The 22,494-nt window shown below is 58.1% G+C and carries 20 protein-coding genes; 16 read left to right on the top strand and 4 right to left on the bottom strand.

From position 1 onward, the window contains the following. Positions 1 to 20 precede the first annotated feature (20 nt). A complete protein-coding gene (locus H8F22_RS07945; protein ID WP_059181547.1) occupies positions 21 to 1,652 on the top strand; it encodes a Na+/H+ antiporter in 1,632 nt (543 codons plus the stop codon). Between the two features lie 39 nt (positions 1,653 to 1,691). Here H8F22_RS07945 and H8F22_RS07940 read toward each other — a convergent pair whose 3' ends face one another. From H8F22_RS07940 to map, 4 genes are all read right to left on the bottom strand, one after another. Then, complete coding sequence (locus H8F22_RS07940) at positions 1,692 to 2,423, bottom strand: M12 family metallopeptidase (protein ID WP_194939930.1); 732 nt, start codon at positions 2,421 to 2,423, stop codon at positions 1,692 to 1,694. Positions 2,424 to 2,588: 165 nt separating this feature from the next. Then, on the bottom strand, positions 2,589 to 3,788 hold the full coding sequence (gene dapC / locus H8F22_RS07935; RefSeq protein WP_194939929.1) for a succinyldiaminopimelate transaminase: 1,200 nt from the start codon (positions 3,786 to 3,788) through the stop codon (positions 2,589 to 2,591). Between the two features lie 153 nt (positions 3,789 to 3,941). Beyond that, positions 3,942 to 6,644: a [protein-PII] uridylyltransferase gene (locus tag H8F22_RS07930; protein ID WP_027924972.1), complete on the bottom strand. Its 2,703-nt coding sequence runs from the start codon at positions 6,642 to 6,644 to the stop codon at positions 3,942 to 3,944. A 49-nt stretch (positions 6,645 to 6,693) separates the two neighbouring features. Beyond that, positions 6,694 to 7,476, bottom strand: a complete 783-nt coding sequence (gene map / locus H8F22_RS07925) for a type I methionyl aminopeptidase (protein WP_027924973.1) — start codon at positions 7,474 to 7,476, stop codon at positions 6,694 to 6,696. 372 nt (positions 7,477 to 7,848) lie between these two features. Here map and rpsB point away from each other — a divergent pair, with 372 nt between their 5' ends. The 15 genes from rpsB (at position 7,849) to rnhB (ending at position 22,483) form a co-directional block, all read left to right on the top strand. Next, entirely contained in the window at positions 7,849 to 8,586 is a 738-nt protein-coding gene (gene rpsB / locus H8F22_RS07920) for a 30S ribosomal protein S2 (protein ID WP_003219330.1), read from the top strand. Positions 8,587 to 8,777: 191 nt separating this feature from the next. Beyond that, positions 8,778 to 9,641, top strand: coding sequence for a translation elongation factor Ts (gene tsf, locus H8F22_RS07915; protein ID WP_007949329.1), 864 nt, complete (start codon positions 8,778 to 8,780; stop codon positions 9,639 to 9,641). A gap of 211 nt (positions 9,642 to 9,852) precedes the next feature. After that, complete coding sequence (pyrH, locus tag H8F22_RS07910; protein ID WP_003172271.1) at positions 9,853 to 10,596, top strand: UMP kinase; 744 nt, start codon at positions 9,853 to 9,855, stop codon at positions 10,594 to 10,596. After that, complete coding sequence (gene frr / locus H8F22_RS07905; RefSeq protein ID WP_007949335.1) at positions 10,593 to 11,150, top strand: ribosome recycling factor; 558 nt, start codon at positions 10,593 to 10,595, stop codon at positions 11,148 to 11,150. Before pyrH ends, frr begins: the two co-directional genes overlap by 4 nt. 13 nt (positions 11,151 to 11,163) lie before the next feature. Beyond that, positions 11,164 to 11,919 carry a polyprenyl diphosphate synthase gene (gene uppS / locus H8F22_RS07900; RefSeq protein WP_027924974.1) on the top strand — a complete coding sequence of 252 codons (756 nt, stop codon included), beginning with the start codon at positions 11,164 to 11,166 and terminating at the stop codon, positions 11,917 to 11,919. Next, positions 11,919 to 12,725 carry a phosphatidate cytidylyltransferase gene (locus tag H8F22_RS07895; protein ID WP_027924975.1) on the top strand — a complete coding sequence of 269 codons (807 nt, stop codon included), beginning with the start codon at positions 11,919 to 11,921 and terminating at the stop codon, positions 12,723 to 12,725. Before uppS ends, H8F22_RS07895 begins: the two co-directional genes overlap by 1 nt. Beyond that, entirely contained in the window at positions 12,722 to 13,912 is a 1,191-nt protein-coding gene (gene ispC, locus H8F22_RS07890; RefSeq protein ID WP_027924976.1) for a 1-deoxy-D-xylulose-5-phosphate reductoisomerase, read from the top strand. The genes H8F22_RS07895 and ispC overlap by 4 nt, the downstream gene beginning before the upstream one ends. Positions 13,913 to 13,965: 53 nt before the next feature. After that, positions 13,966 to 15,318 carry a sigma E protease regulator RseP gene (gene rseP, locus H8F22_RS07885; RefSeq protein ID WP_194939928.1) on the top strand — a complete coding sequence of 451 codons (1,353 nt, stop codon included), beginning with the start codon at positions 13,966 to 13,968 and terminating at the stop codon, positions 15,316 to 15,318. A 74-nt stretch (positions 15,319 to 15,392) separates the two neighbouring features. Next, positions 15,393 to 17,783: an outer membrane protein assembly factor BamA gene (gene bamA, locus H8F22_RS07880; RefSeq protein WP_027924978.1), complete on the top strand. Its 2,391-nt coding sequence runs from the start codon at positions 15,393 to 15,395 to the stop codon at positions 17,781 to 17,783. 45 nt (positions 17,784 to 17,828) lie between these two features. Continuing rightward, positions 17,829 to 18,332 (top strand): OmpH family outer membrane protein, encoded by a 504-nt coding sequence (locus H8F22_RS07875; RefSeq protein WP_010462812.1) that lies wholly within the window; start codon positions 17,829 to 17,831, stop codon positions 18,330 to 18,332. A gap of 2 nt (positions 18,333 to 18,334) precedes the next feature. Next, positions 18,335 to 19,390 (top strand): UDP-3-O-(3-hydroxymyristoyl)glucosamine N-acyltransferase, encoded by a 1,056-nt coding sequence (lpxD, locus tag H8F22_RS07870; protein ID WP_027924979.1) that lies wholly within the window; start codon positions 18,335 to 18,337, stop codon positions 19,388 to 19,390. 108 nt (positions 19,391 to 19,498) lie between these two features. Next, positions 19,499 to 19,939, top strand: coding sequence for a 3-hydroxyacyl-ACP dehydratase FabZ (gene fabZ, locus H8F22_RS07865; RefSeq protein WP_008154051.1), 441 nt, complete (start codon positions 19,499 to 19,501; stop codon positions 19,937 to 19,939). Further along, entirely contained in the window at positions 19,936 to 20,712 is a 777-nt protein-coding gene (lpxA, locus tag H8F22_RS07860; protein WP_027924980.1) for an acyl-ACP--UDP-N-acetylglucosamine O-acyltransferase, read from the top strand. Before fabZ ends, lpxA begins: the two co-directional genes overlap by 4 nt. Positions 20,713 to 20,714: 2 nt before the next feature. Further along, a complete protein-coding gene (gene lpxB / locus H8F22_RS07855) occupies positions 20,715 to 21,845 on the top strand; it encodes a lipid-A-disaccharide synthase (RefSeq protein WP_027924981.1) in 1,131 nt (376 codons plus the stop codon). An 11-nt stretch (positions 21,846 to 21,856) separates the two neighbouring features. Further along, the gene (rnhB, locus tag H8F22_RS07850; RefSeq protein WP_027924982.1) at positions 21,857 to 22,483 is read left to right on the top strand and encodes a ribonuclease HII; all 627 of its coding nucleotides are present in this window, start codon (positions 21,857 to 21,859) and stop codon (positions 22,481 to 22,483) included. The last annotated feature ends 11 nt before the right edge of the window (positions 22,484 to 22,494 follow it).

Below are 22,494 nucleotides of genomic sequence, written 5' to 3'. Positions count from 1 at the left end.
ATTGCTGGGAACCGCGCTTTATGCAAACCGCCTATACCGTTCTTATCCTGTTGATGCTGGTCGGCGTTTCGCGTCTGATCGGACGGGTGATCCCACTGCCGCTGCCCTTGGTGCAAATTGCTGCCGGGGCGTTGCTGGCGTGGCCGACCCTGGGTTTGCACGTGGCACTCGACCCGGAACTGTTCCTCTTTCTGTTCCTTCCGCCGCTGCTGTTCTCCGACGGCTGGCGCATGCCCAAGCGTGAGTTCTGGCGACTGCGCGGGCCGATCCTGACGTTGGCGGTGGGATTGGTCCTGTTCACTGTAGTCGGCGCGGGTTACTTCATTCATTGGTTGATCCCGAGCATTCCACTGCCGGTGGCCTTCGCCCTTGCCGCCGTGTTGTCGCCGACGGATGCCGTGGCGGTATCGGCCATTTCCCGCAATCGCTTGCCCATGCCCTTGATGCACATGCTCCAGGGCGAGGCGCTGATGAACGATGCCTCGGGTCTGGTGACCTTCAAATTCGCTTTGGTCGCTGCGGTGACGGGCGTGTTCTCGCTGGCCAGTGCCAGTCTGGCGTTTGTATTGGTGGCGGTTGGAGGCCTGGCCGTCGGCGTGGCACTGAGCTGGCTGGTCGGGCGCTCGCGGTCGTGGATGATTGCTCGCGGTTGGGATGACCCGGCGACTCACGTGGTGTTCATGTTGCTGCTGCCGTTCGCCGCTTATGTGTTGGCTGAACGGCTCGGTGCCTCGGGCATTTTGTCGGCGGTGGCGGCGGGGATGATGCAGAGCTGGCTCGACTTGCTGCCGCGCCAGACCAGCACCCGACTGCTCAACCGCAGCGTTTGGTCATTGCTGGAATTTGCCTTCAATGGCCTGATTTTCCTGTTGTTGGGCTTGCAGCTGCCGGACATCATCAAGGCGGTGGCCAGCCATGAAACCTCGCTGTGGCCGACGCTGCTCTACCGCTGTCTGGATGTGCTGGCGATTTTCCTGGTCCTGCTGGTGTTGCGGTTTGTCTGGGTGCAGAGCATCTGGCGTTTGTCGGTGTTGATGCGGCGCTTGCGCGGCAAAGGCGAGATGACGCATGTGCCGACGATGCGTTCCTGTTGGCTGCTGACGGTCGGCGGAGTACGCGGTGCGGTGACGTTGGCGGGCGTGCTGTCGGTGCCACTGATGATGGGGGGCGAGGCATTCCCTGAGCGCGACCTGCTGATCTTCATCGCGGCCGGGGTCATCCTGTTGTCGCTGATTTCAGCGTGTATCGGCTTGCCGCTGTTACTGCGCGGCATTGAAATAAGTCCTGACGACAAGCGCCGCAATGAAGTGCGAGACGCGTGGCGCAAGACCGCTGAAGCGGCGATTCATGCGCTGGAAATCGAAGAGGCCAAGCCTGTAGACGCGAGTGAGGCAGCGTTGGCTGTCGAACTCAAGGCACGGATCATGTCCGAGTATCGGCATCAGCTGGATGTGTTCAATGATTCGGCGGAAGCCCAGGCGCTGGCCTTTCAGATGGATCTGCTGGAGCGCCGATTACGACTCAAGGCGCTGCGGGCGCAACGCCTGGAGTTGTATAACCTCAGTCGTCATCACCAGATTGGTGATGACGTGCTGCGAGAGGTGTTGGGTGAGCTGGACTTGAGTGAGGCCAATCTTGGGCTGGTTAAATAGTTTAAGCGGGCTCACTCGAATCTATGGATAACTTGATTGCTAACGTTTTGGATAAAGCAACGACATCAGTTTCTTATCTTTTTTACTTATTTTACGGTTGATAGGGATTTCCCAATTTTTTAGAGTCAGCGTGTTAGCGACCGGGTGGTGCATGATGGATTTTCTGTCGTACGAGGTATAAATCGCTTCGATTGTATTGAAGGGCTCAAAGAGATTGCTATCGACCTGTTCTTTGGTCAACGGGTTCATCTCTCTATTCTGGTAAAACTCATACACCTTCGGTTTGTCCCAGGGAATATTGGCTTCGGGGTGTTGATGTTCGTGCATTGCTCCCAAGGCGTGACCAAACTCGTGAGTCACAATCACTGCGAAATCTTCATGGTCAGGTTTGACTCCCAGGTTCATGGTCGGCCAGTCGGGATGAATCAACAGCGCGTCGGTGCCCAGCATTGAGCTGTTTTCATTGTTCCTGGTAGCGATCCGAATCTCGCCCTGCAAATCATCGACGAACTCAAACTTGAGATTGATATACGGCAGCCATTGGCTAGCGGCGTCGATGATTTTCTGTTTGTGCTCATCGTCGGGGCCATCGATAAAAGCGATTTTGAGCGTGCGTCCGTTTGCCCAGAGTTTCGAGTAATTGATCAGCGAGCGTTTGCGCCGGGTGCCGGTTGCGGAACCTGCGTTATCAGGGTTTTCGTTAACAGCAGCGTCGTAGGATTGTTGATCATCGGGCCACTGGATGAGGTTGCAGTCTTCAATACTGTTCATTGGCTACTTCTTCCATGAAGTTAGAGTAAAAGTCGTGTGAGTGCGCACAGCAATGCGCTACATGAGAGTAAGGGGCGGCTGCAGTTCAGTGAACTTTAATTTTGGCAGAAGTGTAACTTGCTGTATGAGAGGCCCGCGCTGCGTTGCACAGTGCGGGCCGGATACTTACTTATTACGAGTAATGAAGTCGCGAATTCGCTTCGCCGCTTCTACGCATTCGTCCAACGGTGCGACGAGTGCCATGCGCACGCGACCAGCTCCCGGATTAGCGCCGTCAACTTCACGGGACAAATAGGAACCCGGCACTACCGTCACGTGTTCTTCAATAAACAGGTCACGGCAGAACGCTTCATCGTCGCCTGCAACATTGGGCCACAAGTAAAAACCGCCATCCGGACGCTGCACGTCCATCACCGGGCTGAGGATTTCCAGCACCGCGTCGTACTTCTCGCGGTACAGCGCACGGTTGGCGCGCACATGCACTTCGTCATTCCATGCGGCCACGCTGGCCAGTTGGGTCTGAACCGGCATCGCGCAGCCGTGGTAGGTGCGATACAGCAGGAAGCCCTTGAGAATGTCTGCGTCACCGGCCACAAAACCCGAGCGCAGGCCCGGCAGGTTGGAACGCTTGGACAAGCTGTGGAAGACCACGCAACGTTTGAAGTCTTTGCGACCCAGCGCCACGCAGGCGCTGAGCAGGCCGGCTGGCGGGGTTTGTTCGTCGAAGTACAGTTCGCTGTAGCACTCGTCGGCGGCGATCACGAAGTCGTATTCATCCGCCAGGGCGATCAGCTTTTTCAGAGTGTCGACCGGGATCAGTGCACCGGTCGGATTGCCTGGCGAGCACAGGAACAGGATCTGGCAGCGTTTCCAGATGTCTGGCGAAACGGCATCGAAGTCCGGATTGAAGCCGTTTTCGTCCAGGCACGGCAGGTAGTGCGGCTTGGCCCCGGCGAGAAACGCCGCGCCTTCGTAGATTTGATAGAACGGGTTCGGGCTGACTACCAACGCATCGTCGCCACGGTTGACCACGGTCTGCGTGAAGGCGAACAGCGCTTCGCGAGTACCGTTGACCGGCAGCACGTTACGCGCCGGGTCGAGCCAGCCGTTCGGAACGCTGAAACGGCGTTCGCACCAGGCGGCGATGGCTTCACGCAGGGCCGGGATGCCGAGGGTGGTCGGGTACACGGCCATCTGATCCAGATTGCTGGCCAGGGCTTCGGCCACGAAACTTGGCGAGCGGTGTTTCGGCTCGCCGATGGACAGCGCGACAGGGCGTTTGTCCGGGTTTGGCGTCACGCTGCCGAGCAGGGCGCGGAGCTTCTCGAAGGGGTAGGGCTGCAACTGGTTCAGAGCGTTGTTCATCGGTAGATCTCGTTCGGTGTGGGGGCTGGCTTTTGTAGGCGCCAGGCTTGCCCGCGATGCAGGCGCCTCGGTTTGTCAGTGCACCGAGGTGATGCTATCGCGGGCAAGCCCGGCTCCTGCATAAGCGCTTTCCCACAGGGAAAGTTGGTTTGTTCAGATGCTGATGCGGGAAAGCTTGATATCGGGTTCGTGGCTGACGCTCAGCTGTTCAACGATTGCATCCTGCAAGCGGCTGCACAGCAACGGGTCCGACAATTGCTGGTTGTTCGCGTCGGTAATGAAAAACACGTCCTCCACCCGCTCGCCCAGCGTGGCAATCTTGGCATTTTGCAGCGACAGGTCGAACTCCAGGAAGATCGTGCCGATTCGCGCCAGCAGGCCTGGACGGTCGGGCGCCGTGAGTTCCAGGACCGTGACCGGACGCTGGGCGTCGTTGTGGATCGTCACCTGTGGCGCAAAGGCGAAATGCTTGAGCTGGCGCGGCACCCGGCGCTGGATGATGGTCGGGTAATCGTCCGGATTGCGCAGGGCTTCGGTCAGGCCGTCACGGATCTGCTTGACCCGCGCCGGGTTGTCGCCAATCGAGTCGCCGTCGGTGTCGAGCACGATGTAGGTGTCGAGAGTGAACTGGCTGCTGGAGGTGATGACGCGGGCGTCATGAATGTTCAGGTTGAGCTGGTCCATCGCGGCCACGGTCACGGCGAAGAAGTCGTGCTGGTCCGGCGCATAAATGAAGATCTGCGTGCCGCCCTCGAACTCGCGCTGAGTGGTTTCCTTGATCAGCACCAGGGGTCCGCCGTCGGCCGGCTGCTGGAGAATCGCGTCGCTGTGCCAGGCCACGTCGCCGGCGGTGTGACGCAGGAAGTAGTCATCGCCGAGCTGCGCCCACAGTTGCTCGACGTCGTCCGGGTCGGTACCGCCGCGCACGAGGATGTCCAGTGCCGCGCTCTGGGTCTGGCGGATCTGCTCTTCGCGATCGACCGGATTCTCCAGGCCGCGGCGCAAGGCGCGCTTGGTCTCGGTGTAGAGCTGGCGCAACAGGCTGGCACGCCAGGAATTCCACAGGGTCGGGTTGGTGGCGTTGATGTCGGCGACCGTCAGCACGTACAGATAATCGAGGCGGGTTTCATCGCCGACAATCTGTGCGAAATCGTGGATCACCTGCGGGTCGGACAAGTCCTTGCGCTGTGCCGTGGTCGACATCACCAGGTGGTTTTGCACCAGCCAGACGATCAGGCGGCTGTCCCACACCGGCAACTGATGGCGCTGGCAAAAGGCTTCGGCATCCACCGCGCCGATTTCCGAGTGGTCGCCATGCCGGCCCTTGCCGATGTCGTGGTAAAGCCCGGCCATATAGATCAGCTCGGGCTTGGGCAGCTTGCCCATGAGCTTGGCGGCCAGCGGGAATTTTTCCGACACTTGTGAGTACTGCAGCTTACGCAGGTGTTTGATCAGGTTCAGGGTGTGTGCATCGACCGTATAGATGTGGAACAGGTCGTGTTGCATCTGGCCGACGATGAAGCCGAACTCCGGCAAATAGCGCCCGAGGATGCCGTAACGGTTCATCCGGCGCAGGTTGCGGTGAATGCCGATCTTGCACTTGAACAGCTCGATAAACAGGCTGGTGTTACGAATATCGTTACGGAAGTCGTCGTCGATCAGGTGCCGATGTTCGCGCAGGAGACGGATGGTATCGGCGCGAACACCTTTGATTTCCGGCTGCTGGGCCATCAGCACGAAGATTTCGAGCATGGCAAACGGCGTGCGCCGGAACACGTTGTCGTTGCGCGCCTCGATGTAGCCGTCGTGCAACTGGAACCGCGAGTTGATCGGCTGCGGTGGCGCTTCGTCTTCCGGGGCGAGGATGACTTCTTCGAAGTGCTGGATGATCAGGTCGCTGAGCTGGGCAATGCTCATGACCACCCGGTAATACTGCTGCATGAAGTTTTCGATGGCTTGCTTGGCGTCATCACCGACGAAGCCCAGCAGCCCGGCAATCGAGCGCTGGTGATCGAACAGCAAGCGATCTTCGGAGCGACCGGCGAGCATGTGCAGCGCGTAACGGACTTTCCAGAGAAATTCCTGGGACGAGGCCAGCAGGGCGTTTTCGCTCTCTACCAGAAAACCTTCGCCGGCCAGTGCACGCAGGTTCAGGGTGCCGTATTCACGACGGGCCACCCACAGAATCGTCTGGATATCCCGCAGGCCGCCGGGCGAACCTTTGACGTTGGGTTCCAGGTTATATTCGGTGTCGTTGTATTTGTGATGACGGGCTTTCTGTTCGGCACGCTTGGCCAGAAAGAAGTCCTTGCTTGGCCACATGTGCGCGGTGCTGGTGACATCCAGCATGCGCTGGCGCAGGCGCTCGGGGCCGCAAATAGTGCGACTTTCCATCAGGTTGGTGACCACCGTCAGGTCCGCGCGGGCTTCAACGGCGCATTCATCCACCGAACGAACACTCTGACCGACTTCCAGGCCGATGTCCCACAACAGCGTCAGAAAACGCTCAATGGAGTCGCGGAAAACCTCGTGGTCGGCGCTGTCCAGAAGGATCAGCAGATCGATGTCGGAATACGGGTGCAGTTCACCGCGACCATAGCCGCCGACCGCGACCAGCGCGATGTCGGCGTCTTCACTCCAGTTGAACTGCTCCCAGGCCTTTTGCAGGATGTTATCGACGAACCAGGCGCGATCCTCGATCAGCCGGCGAATGTCGCGGCCGCTGCGAAAGCGCCCGTCGAGAACCTCGCGGGCCTGGCGGATCGCCTTCTTGAAGGCGGCAATCGGGCTTGCCTTCAGGGCCAGTTCAGCCTGGAACTGGCCGCGGTCGAAGAGTTCGGGATCCACCTGCGGCATCGATTGGCTTTCCTGTCTATCTATAAGGCTGAGAGCGTTGCGGTCCGGATCAGGCCGAAACGCGCGCGATGGTGTCGTCGGCGCGCAGGGTGAAGATCTCGTAACCGGTTTCGGTGACCAGCAGGGTGTGCTCCCACTGGGCCGACAGCTTGCGGTCCTTGGTGATCGCGGTCCAGCCATCGCCCAACACCTTGGTGTCGGCCTTGCCCTGGTTGATCATAGGCTCGATGGTGAAGGTCATGCCCGCTTTCAGTTCCATGCCGGTGCCGGCACGGCCGTAATGCAGGATTTGCGGCTCTTCGTGGAACACTTTACCGATTCCGTGACCACAGAATTCGCGAACCACCGAAAAACCGTTCTTTTCGGCGTGCTTCTGGATGATTTCGCCGATGTCGCCGAGGCGGCAGCCGGGTTTGACGATTTCAATCGCCTTGTACATGCATTCCTGGGTCACTTGCGACAGGCGCTCGGCCCAGACCGGCACGGTGCCGACGTGGAACATGCGGCTGGTGTCGCCGTGGTAACCGTCCTTGATGACGGTGACGTCGATGTTCAGGGTGTCGCCATCCTTCAACGGCTTCTCGTTCGGAATACCGTGGCAGACCACGTGGTTGATCGAGGTGCAGATCGACTTCGGGTAGCCTTTATAGTTGAGCGGCGCGGGAATGGCTTTCTGCTCGTTGACGATGTAGTCGTGGCAGATGCGGTCCAGCTCATCGGTGGTGATGCCCGGTTTGACATGTTCGGCAATCATTTCCAGCACATCGGCGGCCAGTTTGCCGGCGATGCGCATTTTTGCGATGTCCTCTGGGGTTTTGAGGGTGACGGTCATACAGGCTCTCTCTGCGCTCGATGGCGCTTGTCAAAACGAAATGGGCGGTGTGCGATCGATCTTCGCGGCCCTGAAAAACCTGATTCTATCAGACGATCAGTGCAAATCTGAGCCTTCGTGCGTCGCATCTCTCTATAGATAGGCGCATTCTTGAACGATTCCACGGGTCTATTAAGGGTGCGCATCAGGATTTGAGAATCCGGGTTCCGTTTTTTTCAGCCTTGTGGTATAAAATGCGCCGCTTTCCGGGGATACCCCGAAAGGCTTAAATCCACACACGTGTCGACACGATGACCTGGGTGCCTTCAGCTGATGCTGCTGGTTGGTCATTGGGATACGTGGAGGCCAAACCCGACTTATTAAGGAACTATCATGTCCCAAGTCAACATGCGCGATATGCTGAAGGCCGGTGTGCACTTCGGTCACCAAACCCGTTACTGGAACCCGAAAATGGGTAAGTACATTTTCGGCGCGCGTAACAAGATTCACATCATCAACCTTGAAAAAACCCTGCCAATGTTCAACGAAGCTCTGACTTTCGTAGAGCGTCTGGCCCAGGGCAAAAACAAGATTCTGTTCGTCGGCACCAAGCGTTCCGCTGGCAAGATCGTTGCTGAAGAAGCAGCACGTTGCGGTTCGCCGTACGTCGATCACCGCTGGTTGGGCGGCATGCTGACCAACTTCAAAACCATCCGTGCTTCCATCAAGCGTCTGCGTGACCTTGAAGTGCAAGCCGAAGACGGTACTTTCGCCAAGCTGACCAAGAAAGAGGCGCTGATGCGCACTCGCGACCTGGAAAAGCTCGATCGTTCCCTGGGTGGTATCAAGGACATGGGCGGTCTGCCAGACGCTCTGTTCGTTATCGACGTTGATCACGAGCGCATCGCGATCACCGAAGCCAACAAGCTGGGCATCCCGGTTATCGGCGTAGTCGATACCAACAGCAGCCCGGAAGGCGTTGACTACATCATCCCAGGCAACGATGACGCAATCCGCGCTATCCAGCTGTACATGGGTTCGATGGCTGACGCTGTGATCCGCGGTCGCAACCACGTTGCTGGCGGCACCGAGCAGTTCGTTGAAGAAGCTCCGGTAGCAGCAGCTGAGTAATTGACGCCTTGGCGTTGACTCAGTAAGCAAAAAGGGGGCTTGGCCCCCTTTTTGCCACCTCGAAAACCGTTTGTCGGCCCCGCACTTGCAGAGCTGTAACGTGCAGCGGCTTACAACGGTGGTTCGGGAAGAATTGATCGCCCGTTCGATCGGGTGGAATGGTTGAAAACCTATCCAAGAGGATTTTGAAAATGGCAGCAATTACTGCAGCGTTGGTTAAAGAACTGCGTGAGCGTACCGGCGAAGGCATGATGGATTGCAAGAAAGCCCTGGAAAAGGCTGACGGCGACATCGAAAAAGCCATTGATGACATGCGTGCTTCCGGCGCAATCAAGGCTGCCAAGAAAGCAGGCAACGTGGCTGCAGAAGGCGCTATCGCTCTGAAAGAAGACGGCAAATCTGCTGTTCTGCTGGAAGTGAACTCGCAGACTGACTTCCTGGCCCTGCAGGACGACTTCAAGGCATTTGTTGCTGCTAGCGTTGAAAAAGCGTTCGCTGACAAACTGACCGACGTCGCTCCGCTGATCGCCGCTCAAGAGGCTGATCGCCTGGTACTGGTTGGCAAGGTTGGCGAAAACGTCAACATCCGTCGCCTGGTACGCGTTGAAGGTGATGTTGTTGGTGGTTACCTGCACGGCAACAAGATCGGTGTTGCAGTTGTCCTGAAAGGCGGCAACGTTGAACTGGCCAAAGACATCGCTATGCACGTAGCGGCCAGCAACCCAGAGTTCCTGCTGCCTTCGGAAGTTTCTGCCGAAGCAATCGAGCGTGAAAAAGCTGTGTTCCTGCAGCTGAACGAAGAAAAAATCAAAGGCAAGCCAGAAAACATTGTTGAAAATATGGTCAAAGGCCGTATCAGCAAGTTCCTGGCTGAAGCAAGCCTGGTTGAGCAGGCGTTCGTCAAGAACCCTGAAATCAAGGTTGGCGAACTGGCCAAGAAAGCCGGTGCTGAAATCGTTTCTTTCACCTACTTCAAAGTAGGCGAAGGCATCGAGAAGCCAGTCGACAACTTCGCTGAAGAAGTTGCTGCCCAGCTGGCTGCTGCCAAGTCGTAAGACGGTTTTTTAAACTGTCGCCCTGAAGAGGCTGCCCGCTTACGCGCGCAGCCTCTTTTCAGATGGGCCGCCAATTTTTAATTGGTTTCCCGTTGGAACTGGCTTACAAAGCCATGTTCCGATGGCGCTGAAGCAGCGCCAAGCTAGAGTGAACGCAGCTGTAAACAGCTCGCAAAGAATTTTTTAAAATACGCCGCAGGAGAGATTCGCAATGGCTCAGCAGGGCAGTGGTTATCAGGCTCGCTATAAACGCATTCTACTCAAGCTTAGCGGCGAGGCCCTGATGGGCTCGGAAGAGTTCGGGATCGATCCGAAAGTTCTGGATCGCATGGCGCTGGAAGTCGGCCAGCTGGTCGGTATCGGCGTTCAGGTCGGTCTGGTGATCGGTGGTGGCAACCTGTTCCGCGGTGCAGCGCTGAGCGCGGCCGGCATGGATCGGGTGACGGGCGACCACATGGGCATGCTGGCCACTGTGATGAACGCCCTGGCCATGCGCGATGCGCTGGAACGTGCCAATATCTCGGCCATCGTGATGTCGGCCATTTCCATGGTGGGCGTGACCGATCACTATGATCGCCGCAAAGCCATGCGCCACCTGAACGCCAAGGAAGTCGTGATTTTCGCGGCGGGTACCGGTAATCCATTCTTCACCACGGACTCGGCGGCCTGCTTGCGTGCAATCGAAATCGATGCCGATGTCGTGCTCAAGGCGACCAAGGTCGATGGCGTCTACACCGCTGACCCATTCAAAGACCCGCATGCCGAGAAGTTCGATCATCTGACTTACGATGAAGTGCTGGATCGCAAGCTGGGCGTGATGGATCTGACGGCCATTTGCCTGTGCCGCGACCACAAGATGCCATTGCGCGTCTTTAACATGAACAAGCCCGGCGCCCTGCTGAATATCGTGCATGGTGGCGCTGAAGGGACCCTGATCGAGGAAGGCCAACAATGATCAATGAAATCAAGAAAGACGCTCAAGAGCGCATGCAGAAATCCCTGGACTCTCTGAACCATGCATTTGGTCAGATTCGTACCGGCAAGGCTCACCCAAGCATCCTGGGTAGCGTGATGGTGCCGTACTACGGCACAGACACGTCCATTACCCAAGTGGCCAACATCACGGTAAAAGACTCCCGCACCCTGCAGGTCGTCGCGTTTGAGCGCAACATGCTCGCGGCCGTCGACAAGGCGATCCAGAGTGCTGGCCTGAACCTCAACCCGACCAACCTGGGCGAGTTGCTGCTGATCTCCATGCCTGCCCTGACTGAAGAAACCCGCAAGGGCTTCACCAAACAGGCGCGCAGTGCCGCTGAAGATGCTCGTGTTGCCGTGCGCAACATTCGTCGCGATGCCTTGGGTGACCTTAAGAAGCTGGTCAAGGACAAGGAAATCAGCGAAGACGAAGAACGTCGTGCCGCTGCCGATATCCAGAAGCTGACCGACAAGGCTGAGGCTGACATCGATGCGGCCACCAAGCAGAAAGAAGCCGACCTGATGGCCGTATAAGGGTCGCGTTTTCATGGATAAGACCAAGCAGACTGCGCCGTCCGCGGTGCCGCGCCATGTCGCGATCATCATGGATGGTAATAATCGCTGGGCGAAGAAGCGCTTTATGCCGGGTGTCGCCGGGCATAAAGCGGGCGTGGATGCGGTTCGTGCGGTAATCGAGGTGTGCGCCGAGGCCAAGGTCGAGGTGCTGACCCTGTTCGCTTTCTCCAGTGAAAACTGGCAGCGCCCTGCAGATGAAGTCAGTGCCTTGATGGATCTGTTCTTCAAGGCATTGCGTCGCGAGGCCAAGCGCCTCAATGACAATAACATCAGTCTGCGCATCATCGGTGATCGCTCGCGCTTTCACCCCGAGCTTCAAGCTGCCATGCGTGAAGCCGAAGCGATGACCGTCGGTGCCAACCGTTTTGTCCTGCAGATCGCCGCCAACTACGGCGGTCAGTGGGACATTGCGCAAGCCGCTCAGCGTTTGGCGCGGGAAGTTCAGGCCGGGCATCTGCGCCCGGAAGACATCACTCCGGAATTGCTGCAAACCTGTCTGGCCACGGGCGATCTGCCGTTGCCAGATTTGTGCATCCGTACAGGTGGCGAACACCGCATCAGCAACTTCCTGCTGTGGCAGCTGGCTTATGCCGAGTTGTACTTCTCCGACCTGTTCTGGCCGGACTTCAAACACGATGCCATGCGAAGTGCGCTGGCCGATTTCGCTTCTCGCCAGCGCCGCTTCGGTAAAACGAGCGAGCAGGTCGAGGCTGGAGCCCGGGTTTAATGCTTAAACAACGAATCATCACCGCACTGATCCTGCTACCGATCGCTTTGTGCGGGTTTTTCCTGCTCGAAGGGTCCGGTTTTGCGCTGTTCATCGGGCTGGTCGTGACGCTTGGTGCCTGGGAATGGGCGCGGCTGGCCGGTTTTACCGCCCAGCCGATTCGCATTGCCTATGCTGCAGTGGTCGCGTTGATGCTGTTTGTCATGCACATCCTGCCGGGGCTTGCGCCCTGGGTACTGGGCGCTTCGGTGCTCTGGTGGGCGGTGGCGACGTATCTGGTGCTGACCTATCCGCGTTCCAGCGAACATTGGGCCAGTGCCGCCTGCAAGCTGATGATTGGTTTGCTGATTCTGTTGCCGGCCTGGCAAGGTCTGGTCCAGATCAAACAGGAGCCCTTGGGGAATTGGTTGATCATGGCGGTGATGGTGCTGGTCTGGGGTGCCGATATCGGCGCGTACTTTTCCGGTCGTGCCTTCGGCAAGCGTAAACTGGCGCCACAGGTCAGCCCCGGCAAGAGCTGGGAAGGCGTTTACGGAGGCCTGGTGCTGAGCCTGGTCATCACCGCAATCGTCGGCCTGGTGCGCGACTGGAGTTTCGCCCAGATGCTGATGGGGTTGATCGGCGCGGCAGTGATTGTCTTCATTTCCGTGGTGGGTGACCTCACCGAAAGCATGTTCAAGCGTCAATCAGGCATCAAGGACAGCAGTAACCTGCTGCCGGGGCATGGTGGTGTGCTTGATCGAATCGACAGCCTGACGGCTGCGATCCCGGTATTTGCCGTGCTGTTGTGGATGGCTGCACCGTGAGCCGCCCTCAACAGATTACTGTGCTGGGGGCGACCGGTTCGATTGGTCTGAGCACCCTCGACGTGATTGCTCGTCATCCTGCGCGTTATCAGGTGTTCGCCTTGAGCGGGTTCACTCGCTTGAGTGAGCTGTTGGCCCTGTGTGTGCGTCATACGCCGCGGTTTGCGGTCGTGCCGCAAGCCGATGCTGCCCGAACCCTGCAGGACGATTTGCGCGCGGCCGGCCTGTCGACCCGTGTGCTGGTAGGGGAGGAGGGGCTGTGTCAGGTTGCTTCCGATCCTGAAGTCGATGCCGTCATGGCGGCCATCGTTGGCGCGGCGGGCTTGCGTCCGACCCTGGCGGCGGTCGAGGCGGGCAAAAAGATTCTGCTGGCGAACAAGGAGGCGCTGGTCATGTCCGGCGCCCTTTTCATGCAGGCCGTGCGCAAAAGCGGCTCGGTGCTGCTGCCGATCGACAGTGAACACAACGCGATTTTCCAGTGCATGCCGCAGGATTTCGCCCGTGGGCTGGGTGTGGTTGGCGTGCGTCGGATTCTTCTGACGGCCTCTGGCGGTCCGTTCCGACAGACACCTTTGTCTGAACTGACGCATGTTACCCCCGACCAGGCGTGCGCTCATCCAAACTGGTCCATGGGGCGCAAGATTTCGGTCGATTCGGCCAGCATGATGAACAAAGGGCTCGAGCTGATCGAGGCCTGCTGGCTGTTCGATGCCAAACCGTCCCAGGTCGAAGTGGTGATTCACCCTCAGAGCGTGATTCATTCTCTGGTCGACTACGTCGATGGTTCGGTGCTCGCGCAGTTGGGTAATCCGGACATGCGAACACCGATCGCCAATGCCCTGGCCTGGCCGGAGCGTATCGACTCGGGTGTGGCGCCGCTGGACCTGTTTGCCATTGCGCGTCTGGACTTCCATGCGCCCGATGAAGAGCGTTTCCCTTGCCTGCGCCTGGCGCGTCAGGCTGCCGAGGCTGGTAATAGCGCACCGGCGATGCTGAATGCGGCGAATGAAGTGGCTGTGGCGGCGTTTCTCGACGGGCGGGTTCGCTACCCGGAAATCGCGAGTATCATCGAGGAAGTGTTGAACCTCGAGCCTGTAGTGGCGGTGGATGATCTCGAGGCCGTGTTCACGGCTGACGCGAAAGCGCGAGTACTGGCCGGGCAATGGTTGAGTCGTCACGGGCGGTAAGTGCTGCAATACGTTGGTCCATGCAGCACCGGATAGGATTGCGGAGAAAATAGATGAGCGCGCTCTATATGATTGTCGGCACCCTGGTGGCTTTGGGTGTGCTGGTTACCTTCCACGAATTCGGCCATTTCTGGGTCGCACGTCGCTGTGGGGTCAAAGTGCTGCGTTTCTCCGTAGGCTTCGGCATGCCGTTGCTGCGCTGGCACGACAAGAAAGGCACTGAGTTCGTAGTGGCTGCCATCCCGTTGGGCGGCTACGTGAAAATGCTCGATGAGCGTGAAGGCGAAGTGCCGGCCGATCAGCTCGAACATTCTTTCAATCGCAAATCTGTCGGCCAGCGTATCGCAATCGTGGCTGCCGGCCCGATTGCCAACTTTCTGCTGGCCATGGTTTTTTTCTGGGTCTTGGCAATGCTCGGCAGCGAGCAGGTACGGCCGGTTATCGGTGCGGTCGAATCCGGCAGTATTGCCGCCAAGGCCGGTTTGACTGCGGGTCAGGAAATAGTTGCCATCGATGGCGAGCCAACGACCGGCTGGGCTTCGGTGAATCTGCAACTGGTTCGCCGTCTTGGCGAGAGCGGTTCACTTCAATTGTTGGTGCGTGAGCAGGGTTCCACTGCGGACACTCCTAGCGAGCTGATGCTGGATAAGTGGCTCAAGGGTGCTGACGAACCGGATCCGATCCGTTCACTGGGTATCCGTCCTTGGCGTCCGGCGTTGCCGCCCGTGTTGGCCGAACTTGACCCTAAAGGGCCGGCGCAGGCTGCTGGCCTGAAGACCGGCGATCGCTTGCTGGCTCTGGATGGCAAGGCGCTGGACGACTGGCAACAAGTGGTCGACACCGTCCGTATGCATCCGGATACCAAAATCATGCTGCGCGTCGAGCGCGATGGTGCTCAAATCGATGTCCCTGTGACGCTGGCCGCTCGCGGCGAGAGCAAGGCGCCTACCGGTTACATGGGGGCCGGGGTGAAAGCGGTCGATTGGCCACCAGAGATGATTCGCGAAGTCAGTTACGGTCCTGTGGCCGCGATTGGAGAGGGTGCTCGACGCACCTGGACCATGAGTGTACTGACCCTCGATTCGCTCAAGAAAATGTTGTTCGGTGAGCTCTCGGTAAAAAACTTGAGTGGACCGATAACCATTGCTAAAGTGGCGGGCGCTTCTGCCCAGTCGGGCGTTGCTGATTTCCTGAATTTCCTTGCTTATCTGAGTATTAGCCTGGGAGTTCTGAATTTGTTGCCTATTCCTGTACTGGATGGGGGGCATTTGTTGTTTTATCTGATCGAGTGGGCGCGTGGTCGTCCCTTGTCGGATCGGGTGCAGGGTTGGGGGATGCAGATCGGTATCAGTTTGGTGGTCGGGGTGATGTTGCTTGCTCTGGTCAATGATTTGGGCCGTCTGTAACACTTCGCTGAATTGCGAATCTGCCGCATTTTGCGGCAGTTTGTTTATTGCCAGTTGGAATAAGAAAGGACTTCATGAAACGTCTGCTGCTAACTGCGGTTCTCACCGTATTGATGATCGCCGAAGTTCACGCCGAGTCCTTCACTATCTCTGATATTCGCGTCAATGGCCTCCAGCGGGTCTCCGCGGGTAGCGTCTTTGGTGCTTTGCCGTTAAACGTCGGCGAACAGGCGGACGATCGTCGCCTGGTGGAATCCACTCGTGCTTTGTTCAAAACCGGGTTCTTTCAAGATATCCAGCTGGGCCGCGATGGCAACGTCCTGGTCATCACGGTAGTCGAGCGCCCATCGGTCGCGAGTATCGAGATCGAGGGTAACAAGGCGATCTCCACTGAAGACCTGATGAAGGGCCTCAAACAATCCGGTCTGGCCGAAGGCGAGATCTTCCAGCGTGCCACGCTCGAAGGTGTGCGTAACGAACTGCAGCGTCAATACGTCGCTCAGGGTCGCTACTCGGCCACCGTCGACACCGAAGTGGTACCGCAGCCACGTAACCGCGTCGGCTTGAAGGTCAACATCAACGAAGGCACCGTCGCGGCTATCCAGCACATCAACGTGGTGGGTAACACGGTCTTCCCTGACGAAGACCTGATCGACCTGTTCGAACTGAAGACCACCAACTGGTTGTCCTTCTTCAAGAACGACGACAAGTACGCCCGTGAAAAACTCTCCGGTGACCTGGAGCGTCTGCGCTCCTACTACCTGGACCGTGGCTATATCAATATGGATATCGCTTCGACCCAGGTATCGATTACCCCGGACAAGAAACACGTCTATATCACTGTCAACGTCAACGAAGGCGAGAAGTACACCGTTCGTGACGTCAAGCTGAGCGGTGACCTGAAAGTCCCTGAAGATCAGGTCAAGTCCCTGCTACTGGTTCAGAAAGGCCAGGTGTTCTCGCGCAAGCTGATGACCACCACCTCGGAACTGATCACTCGCCGCCTCGGTAACGAGGGTTACACCTTCGCCAACGTCAGCGGCGTGCCTCAGCCTCACGATGAAGACCACACTGTCGACATCACCTTCGCTGTCGATCCGGGCAAGCGTGCCTACGTTAACCGCATCAACTTCCGTGGCAACACCAAGTCCGAAGACGAAGTGCTGCGCCGTGAAATGCGTCAGATGGAAGGTGGCTGGGCTTCGACCTACCTGATCGATCAATCCAAGACCCGTCTTGAGCGTCTGGGCTTCTTTAAAGAAGTGAACGTCGAAACCCCGGCTGTACCGGGCGTCGATGACCAGGTTGACGTGAACTACAGCGTTGAAGAACAAGCTTCCGGTTCGATCACTGCGAGTATCGGTTTCGCGCAAAGTGCCGGCCTGATCCTCGGTGGCTCGATCACCCAGAACAACTTCCTGGGTACCGGTAACAAGGTCAGCATCGGCTTGACCAAAAGCGAATACCAGAGCCGCTATAACTTCGGTTATGTCGACCCGTACTGGACTGCAGACGGTGTGAGCCTGGGCTACAACGCTTTCTATCGCACCACCGACTACAAAGACCTCGACGTCGACGTAGCCAGCTATGCCGTAGACAGCCTGGGTGCTGGCGTGAGCGTCGGTTACCCGATCAGCGAGACGTCGCGTCTGACCTTCGGCCTGACGGCACAGCAAGACAAGATCAAGACCGGTCAATACACCGTCGACGAAATCTTCGACTTTGTTAACCGTGAAGGCGATCAGTACCTGAACTTCAAGGCGTCGGCCGGCTGGTCCGAGTCCACCCTGAACAAAGGCGTATTGGCGACCCGTGGTCATTCTCAAAGCCTGACGGCGGAAGTCACTACACCAGGTAGCGACCTGTCGTTCTTCAAGCTCGATTACCGTGGCCAGTTGTTCCAGCCATTGTCTGAGAACTACACCATGCGCCTGCACACTGAATTGGGTTATGGCGATGGTTACGGTTCGACCGATGGCTTGCCATTCTATGAAAACTACTATGCTGGTGGTTTCAACTCGGTTCGTGGCTTCAAGGACAGTACATTGGGCCCGCGCAGTACGCCGAGCCGTGGTCAAGGATCTACCGGTAACCCGGGCACGCTGGCTGACCCGGATCAGGATCCACTGCCATTCGGTGGTAACGTCCTGATTCAAGGTGGTGCGGAGATTCTGTTCCCGCTGCCGTTCGTCAAGGATCAACGTTCCCTGCGTACCTCGGTATTCTGGGATGTGGGTAACGTGTTCGACTCCAAGTGCGAGCAGACGACCAACACTAATCCTGCGTCGAAGTCCAATACGCAGTGCAACGACATCAGCCTCAGCAACATGGCCAGTTCCGTCGGTGTAGGTGTGACATGGGTCACTGCGCTGGGTCCGCTGAGTTTCGCGCTGGCAATGCCAGTAAAAGAACCGGATAACGCTGAAACTCAAGTGTTCCAATTCTCTCTTGGTCAGACGTTCTAAGCGTCTGCCCCAAAATAATGACAATGGATTTTGTAGGGGTGCATCGTGCGTAAGTTGACTCAATTGGTTCTCCTCGCCACCGTACTGGTAGCAGGCCCGGCTTTTGCCGACATGAAAATCGCCGTTCTGAACTATCAGATGGCACTGCTGGAATCCGACGCGGCCAAGAAATACGCCGTGGATGCCGAGAAGAAATTTGGTCCGCAACTGAGCAAGCTCAAGACGCTGGAAAGCAGCGCCAAAGGCATTCAGGACCGTCTGATGGCTGGTGGCGACAAGATGCAGCAAGGCGAGCGTGAACGCCTTGAGCTCGAGTTCAAGCAAAAGGCCCGTGACTTCCAGTTCCAGTCCAAGGAGCTGAATGAAGCCAAAGCCGTTGCCGACCGTGAAATGCTGAAGCAGCTGAAGCCGAAACTGGACAGTGCTGTGGAAGAAGTCATCAAGAAAGGTGCTTTTGACCTGGTCTTCGAGCGTGGCGCAGTGATTGATGTCAAACCTCAGTACGACATCACTCGCCAGGTTATCGAGCGCATGAATCAGCTGAAGTAACTATGACTGCGACTATAAAGCTTGGCCAATTGGCCGAGTTCCTCGGCGCCACGCTACGTGGCGACCCGGAGAAAGCAATTACTGGGCTAGCCACTTTGCAAGAGGCTGGCCCAGCTCAGTTGAGCTTTCTCGCAAACCCTCAATACCGTAAATACCTGGCAGACAGCCGGGCCGCAGCGCTGTTGCTGAAGGCCGCTGATGCCGAAGGTTTTGCCGGTAATGCGCTGGTGGTGCCTGACCCGTATCTGGCCTACGCGCGTATTTCCCACCTCTTCGATCCAAAACCGAAAGCGGCTGCCGGAATTCATCCGACAGCCGTTGTGGCCGAGGACGCGGTGGTTGACCCGGCCGCGAGTATTGGTGCCTTTGCGGTGATCGAAAGCGCGGCACGTATTGCTGCCGGCGTGACTATCGGCGCGCATTGCTTCATCGGTGCCCGTTGCGAAATTGGCGAAGGTGGCTGGCTCGCCCCGCGGGTCACGCTGTACCACGATGTGCGCATCGGTAAGCGTGTGGTGATTCAGTCAGGTGCCGTACTCGGCGGCGAAGGCTTCGGCTTTGCCAACGAGAAAGGTGTCTGGCAGAAAATCGCCCAGATCGGTGGCGTGTTGGTCGGCGATGATGTGGAGATTGGCGTGAATACCGCTATCGACCGCGGCGCATTGGCCGATACCGTTCTCGGTAATGGCGTGAAGCTCGACAACCAGATCCAGATCGCCCACAACGTTCAGGTCGGTGATCACACCGCCATGGCCGCCTGTGTCGGGATCTCCGGCAGCACCAAAATCGGCAAGCATTGCATGCTCGCTGGCGGTGTCGGGCTGGTAGGTCATATCGAAATTTGCGACAACGTTTTCATCACCGGGATGACCATGGTGACCCACTCGATTACCGAAAAGGGCGCCTATTCTTCCGGTACGGCCATGCAGCCAGCAGCCGAATGGCGCAAAAGCGCGGCTCGCATCCGTCAGCTCGATGACATCGCGCGGCGTCTGCGACAGCTGGAAAAGCGTGTAGGGGAAGTGACCCCTGACGGTAATGCTTCATCAGATGGCTGATACCATTTCCATATCAAGTGTGCACAGCCGTTAGACTGCCTGCTTGATTTGCTAGAGGGGCGCGCGTCAGTCGCACGCTCCCAATCTTTACATAGGCTTCCCCCCGAAATGATGGACATCAACGAGATTCGCGAATACCTGCCTCACCGTTACCCGTTCCTGCTGGTGGACCGGGTCGTGGATCTGGATGTGGAAGGCAAGCGCATTCGCGCCTACAAGAATGTCAGCATCAACGAACCGTTTTTCAATGGTCACTTCCCTGCGCATCCAATCATGCCGGGCGTACTGATCATCGAAGCGATGGCTCAGGCTGCCGGCATTCTTGGCTTCAAAATGCTCGACGTGAAGCCTGCCGACGGCACGCTCTACTACTTCGTCGGCTCCGACAAGCTGCGTTTTCGCCAGCCTGTCACCCCAGGCGATCAGTTGATCCTCGAGGCCCGCTTCATCAGCTGCAAGCGTCAGATCTGGAAGTTCGAATGCCAGGCTTCGGTCGACGGCAAGCCAGTCTGCTCCGCTGAAATCATCTGTGCGGAACGCAAACTATGAGTTTGATTGACCCTCGCGCAATCATCGATCCGACGGCCATTCTGGCCGACGACGTCGAGGTCGGCCCGTGGTCGATCGTCGGCGCAGGTGTGGAAATCGGCGAGGGAACAGTGATCGGGCCGCACGTGATTCTCAAAGGCCCGACCCGAATCGGTAAGCACAACCGCATCTACCAGTTTTCGTCGGTAGGTGAGGACACGCCCGATCTGAAATACAAAGGCGAAGAAACCCGTCTGGTCATCGGTGACCACAACGTCATCCGGGAAGGCGTGACGATTCACCGCGGGACCGTTCAGGACCGTTCGGAAACGACCCTGGGCGATCACAACCTGATCATGGCCTATGCCCACATCGGTCACGACAGCGTCATCGGCAACCACTGCATCCTGGTCAACAACACGGCGTTGGCCGGCCATGTGCACGTTGAAGACTGGGCGATCCTCTCCGGTTTTACCCTGGTTCATCAGTATTGCCACATTGGCGCCCACAGCTTTTCCGGCATGGGCACGGCCATTGGCAAGGACGTTCCAGCGTACGTCACCGTGTTTGGCAACCCTGCCGAAGCGCGCAGCATGAACTTCGAGGGCATGCGTCGTCGTGGTTTCAGCGAAGACGCAATCCACGCGCTGCGTCGTGCCTACAAGGTTGTTTACCGCCAGGGCCTGACCGTCGAGCAAGCACTCACCGAACTGGCCGAGCCCTCGGATCAGTTCCCGGAAGTCGCGGTGTTCCGTGATTCCATCCAGTCTTCGACTCGCGGCATCACCCGTTAATCATGGCTAATCTGCGTATCGCGCTGGTAGCGGGTGAGGCTTCCGGTGACATTCTGGGCGCGGGTCTCATGCGCGCACTCAAGGCTCAGCATTCTGCGGTGGAGTTCATCGGTGTCGGTGGTCCGTTGATGCAAGCCGAGGGCCTGACCTCGTATTTCCCGATGGAACGTCTTTCGGTCATGGGCCTGGTGGAAGTGCTGGGCCGATTGCGCGAACTGATGGCGCGGCGCAAGAAGCTGATCGCCGACCTGATCGCCGAGAAACCGGACGTGTTCATCGGTATCGATGCCCCGGACTTCAACCTCAATATCGAACTCAAGCTGCGTCAGGCCGGGATCAAGACCGTGCATTACGTCAGCCCGTCGGTATGGGCGTGGCGGCAGAAGCGTGTGCTGAAGATTCGCGAAGGCTGCGACCTGATGCTGACGCTGTTCCCGTTCGAAGCAAAATTCTATGAAGAGAAGGGCGTGCCGGTGCGGTTCGTCGGGCACTCCCTGGCCGATGCGATCCCGCTTGAGGCTGATCGGGCCGCGGCGCGTGCCGAACTTGATTTACCGGACGGTCCGCTGGTTGCGCTGATGCCCGGCAGTCGCGGCGGCGAAGTGGGGCGCCTTGGTGCGTTGTTCCTTGACACCGCTCAGCGTTTGCGAGCCCTGCGCCCTGGCGTGCGTTTCGTCATGCCGTGCGCCAACCCGGAGCGCCGTGCGCAGCTTGAAGAATTGTTGGCCGGCCGCGATCTGCCGCTGACCTTGCTCGATGGCAAATCCCATCTGGCGCTGGCCGCCTGTGATGCGGTTCTGATCGCTTCCGGTACGGCGACCCTTGAAGCATTGCTGTACAAGCGGCCGATGGTGGTGGCGTATCGACTGGCGCCCCTGACGTTCTGGATTCTCAAACGCATGGTGAAAAGCCCTTACGTGTCCTTGCCGAACCTGCTGGCACAGCGTCTGTTAGTGCCCGAGTTGCTGCAGGACGATGCAACGGTCGAAGCCTTGGCTCAGACGCTATCGCCACTGATCGAGGGTGGTGAAGAACAGACTCGCGGCTTCGACGAAATTCACCGGACCTTGCGTCTGGACGCCTCCAACCAGGCTGCGGATGCAGTGCTGAAGCTGATCGGCCAAGTACAATGAGTAAAACAAGCATGCAAATGGGGCTGGATTTCACCTTGGTCGCTGAAGTCGAGGAATTGGTTGCCGGTGTTGACGAAGTCGGTCGCGGTCCACTCTGCGGTGCCGTGGTGACGGCTGCGGTGATCCTTGATCCGAGTCGGCCGATCCTCGGCCTCAACGATTCGAAGAAGCTCACCGAAGCCCGCCGCGAAAAGCTCTACGACGAAATCTGCGAAAAGGCCCTGAGCTGGTGCATCGCTCGGGCCGAAGTGGAAGAGATCGACGAACTGAACATCCTGCACGCCACCATGCTGGCGATGCAGCGCGCGGTCGAAGGGCTGCACATCCAGCCGAAACTGGCGATGATCGACGGCAATCGTTGCCCGAAACTGTCCATGCGCGCGGAAGCGGTGGTGCAGGGCGACGGCAAGGTTCCGGCCATTGCCGCGGCATCGATTCTGGCCAAGGTCAGCCGCGACCGCGAGATGGCGGCATTCGAACTGATTTACCCCGGTTACGGCATCGGCGGGCACAAAGGCTACCCGACGCCCGTTCATCTGGAAGCGCTGGCCCGCCTTGGCCCGACGCCGATTCACCGCCGCTCGTTCGCCCCGGTGCGCCTGGCGTACGAGGCGCGGGAAAGTCTGATCGAGAGTTAGTCGCAAGGCTG

This window comes from Pseudomonas mucoides (assembly GCF_015461845.1).
GTDB lineage: Bacteria > Pseudomonadota > Gammaproteobacteria > Pseudomonadales > Pseudomonadaceae > Aquipseudomonas > Aquipseudomonas mucoides.
Note: the sequence above shows the minus strand (reverse complement) of the source record. Positions and strands in the feature narration are given on the sequence as shown.

Bases quoted from the DNA above. Each gene is read 5' to 3' on its own strand.
- H8F22_RS07945 (WP_059181547.1), top strand. From the start codon at position 21: ATGCAAACCGCCTATACCGTTCTTATCCTGTTGATGCTGGTCGGCGTT.
- H8F22_RS07940 (WP_194939930.1), bottom strand. From the start codon at position 2,423: ATGAACAGTATTGAAGACTGCAACCTCATCCAGTGGCCCGATGATCAA.
- dapC (WP_194939929.1), bottom strand. From the start codon at position 3,788: ATGAACAACGCTCTGAACCAGTTGCAGCCCTACCCCTTCGAGAAGCTC.
- H8F22_RS07930 (WP_027924972.1), bottom strand. From the start codon at position 6,644: ATGCCGCAGGTGGATCCCGAACTCTTCGACCGCGGCCAGTTCCAGGCT.
- map (WP_027924973.1), bottom strand. From the start codon at position 7,476: ATGACCGTCACCCTCAAAACCCCAGAGGACATCGCAAAAATGCGCATC.
- rpsB (WP_003219330.1), top strand. From the start codon at position 7,849: ATGTCCCAAGTCAACATGCGCGATATGCTGAAGGCCGGTGTGCACTTC.
- tsf (WP_007949329.1), top strand. From the start codon at position 8,778: ATGGCAGCAATTACTGCAGCGTTGGTTAAAGAACTGCGTGAGCGTACC.
- pyrH (WP_003172271.1), top strand. From the start codon at position 9,853: ATGGCTCAGCAGGGCAGTGGTTATCAGGCTCGCTATAAACGCATTCTA.
- frr (WP_007949335.1), top strand. From the start codon at position 10,593: ATGATCAATGAAATCAAGAAAGACGCTCAAGAGCGCATGCAGAAATCC.
- uppS (WP_027924974.1), top strand. From the start codon at position 11,164: ATGGATAAGACCAAGCAGACTGCGCCGTCCGCGGTGCCGCGCCATGTC.
- H8F22_RS07895 (WP_027924975.1), top strand. From the start codon at position 11,919: ATGCTTAAACAACGAATCATCACCGCACTGATCCTGCTACCGATCGCT.
- rseP (WP_194939928.1), top strand. From the start codon at position 13,966: ATGAGCGCGCTCTATATGATTGTCGGCACCCTGGTGGCTTTGGGTGTG.
- bamA (WP_027924978.1), top strand. From the start codon at position 15,393: ATGAAACGTCTGCTGCTAACTGCGGTTCTCACCGTATTGATGATCGCC.
- lpxD (WP_027924979.1), top strand. From the start codon at position 18,335: ATGACTGCGACTATAAAGCTTGGCCAATTGGCCGAGTTCCTCGGCGCC.
- fabZ (WP_008154051.1), top strand. From the start codon at position 19,499: ATGATGGACATCAACGAGATTCGCGAATACCTGCCTCACCGTTACCCG.
- lpxA (WP_027924980.1), top strand. From the start codon at position 19,936: ATGAGTTTGATTGACCCTCGCGCAATCATCGATCCGACGGCCATTCTG.
- lpxB (WP_027924981.1), top strand. From the start codon at position 20,715: ATGGCTAATCTGCGTATCGCGCTGGTAGCGGGTGAGGCTTCCGGTGAC.
- rnhB (WP_027924982.1), top strand. From the start codon at position 21,857: ATGCAAATGGGGCTGGATTTCACCTTGGTCGCTGAAGTCGAGGAATTG.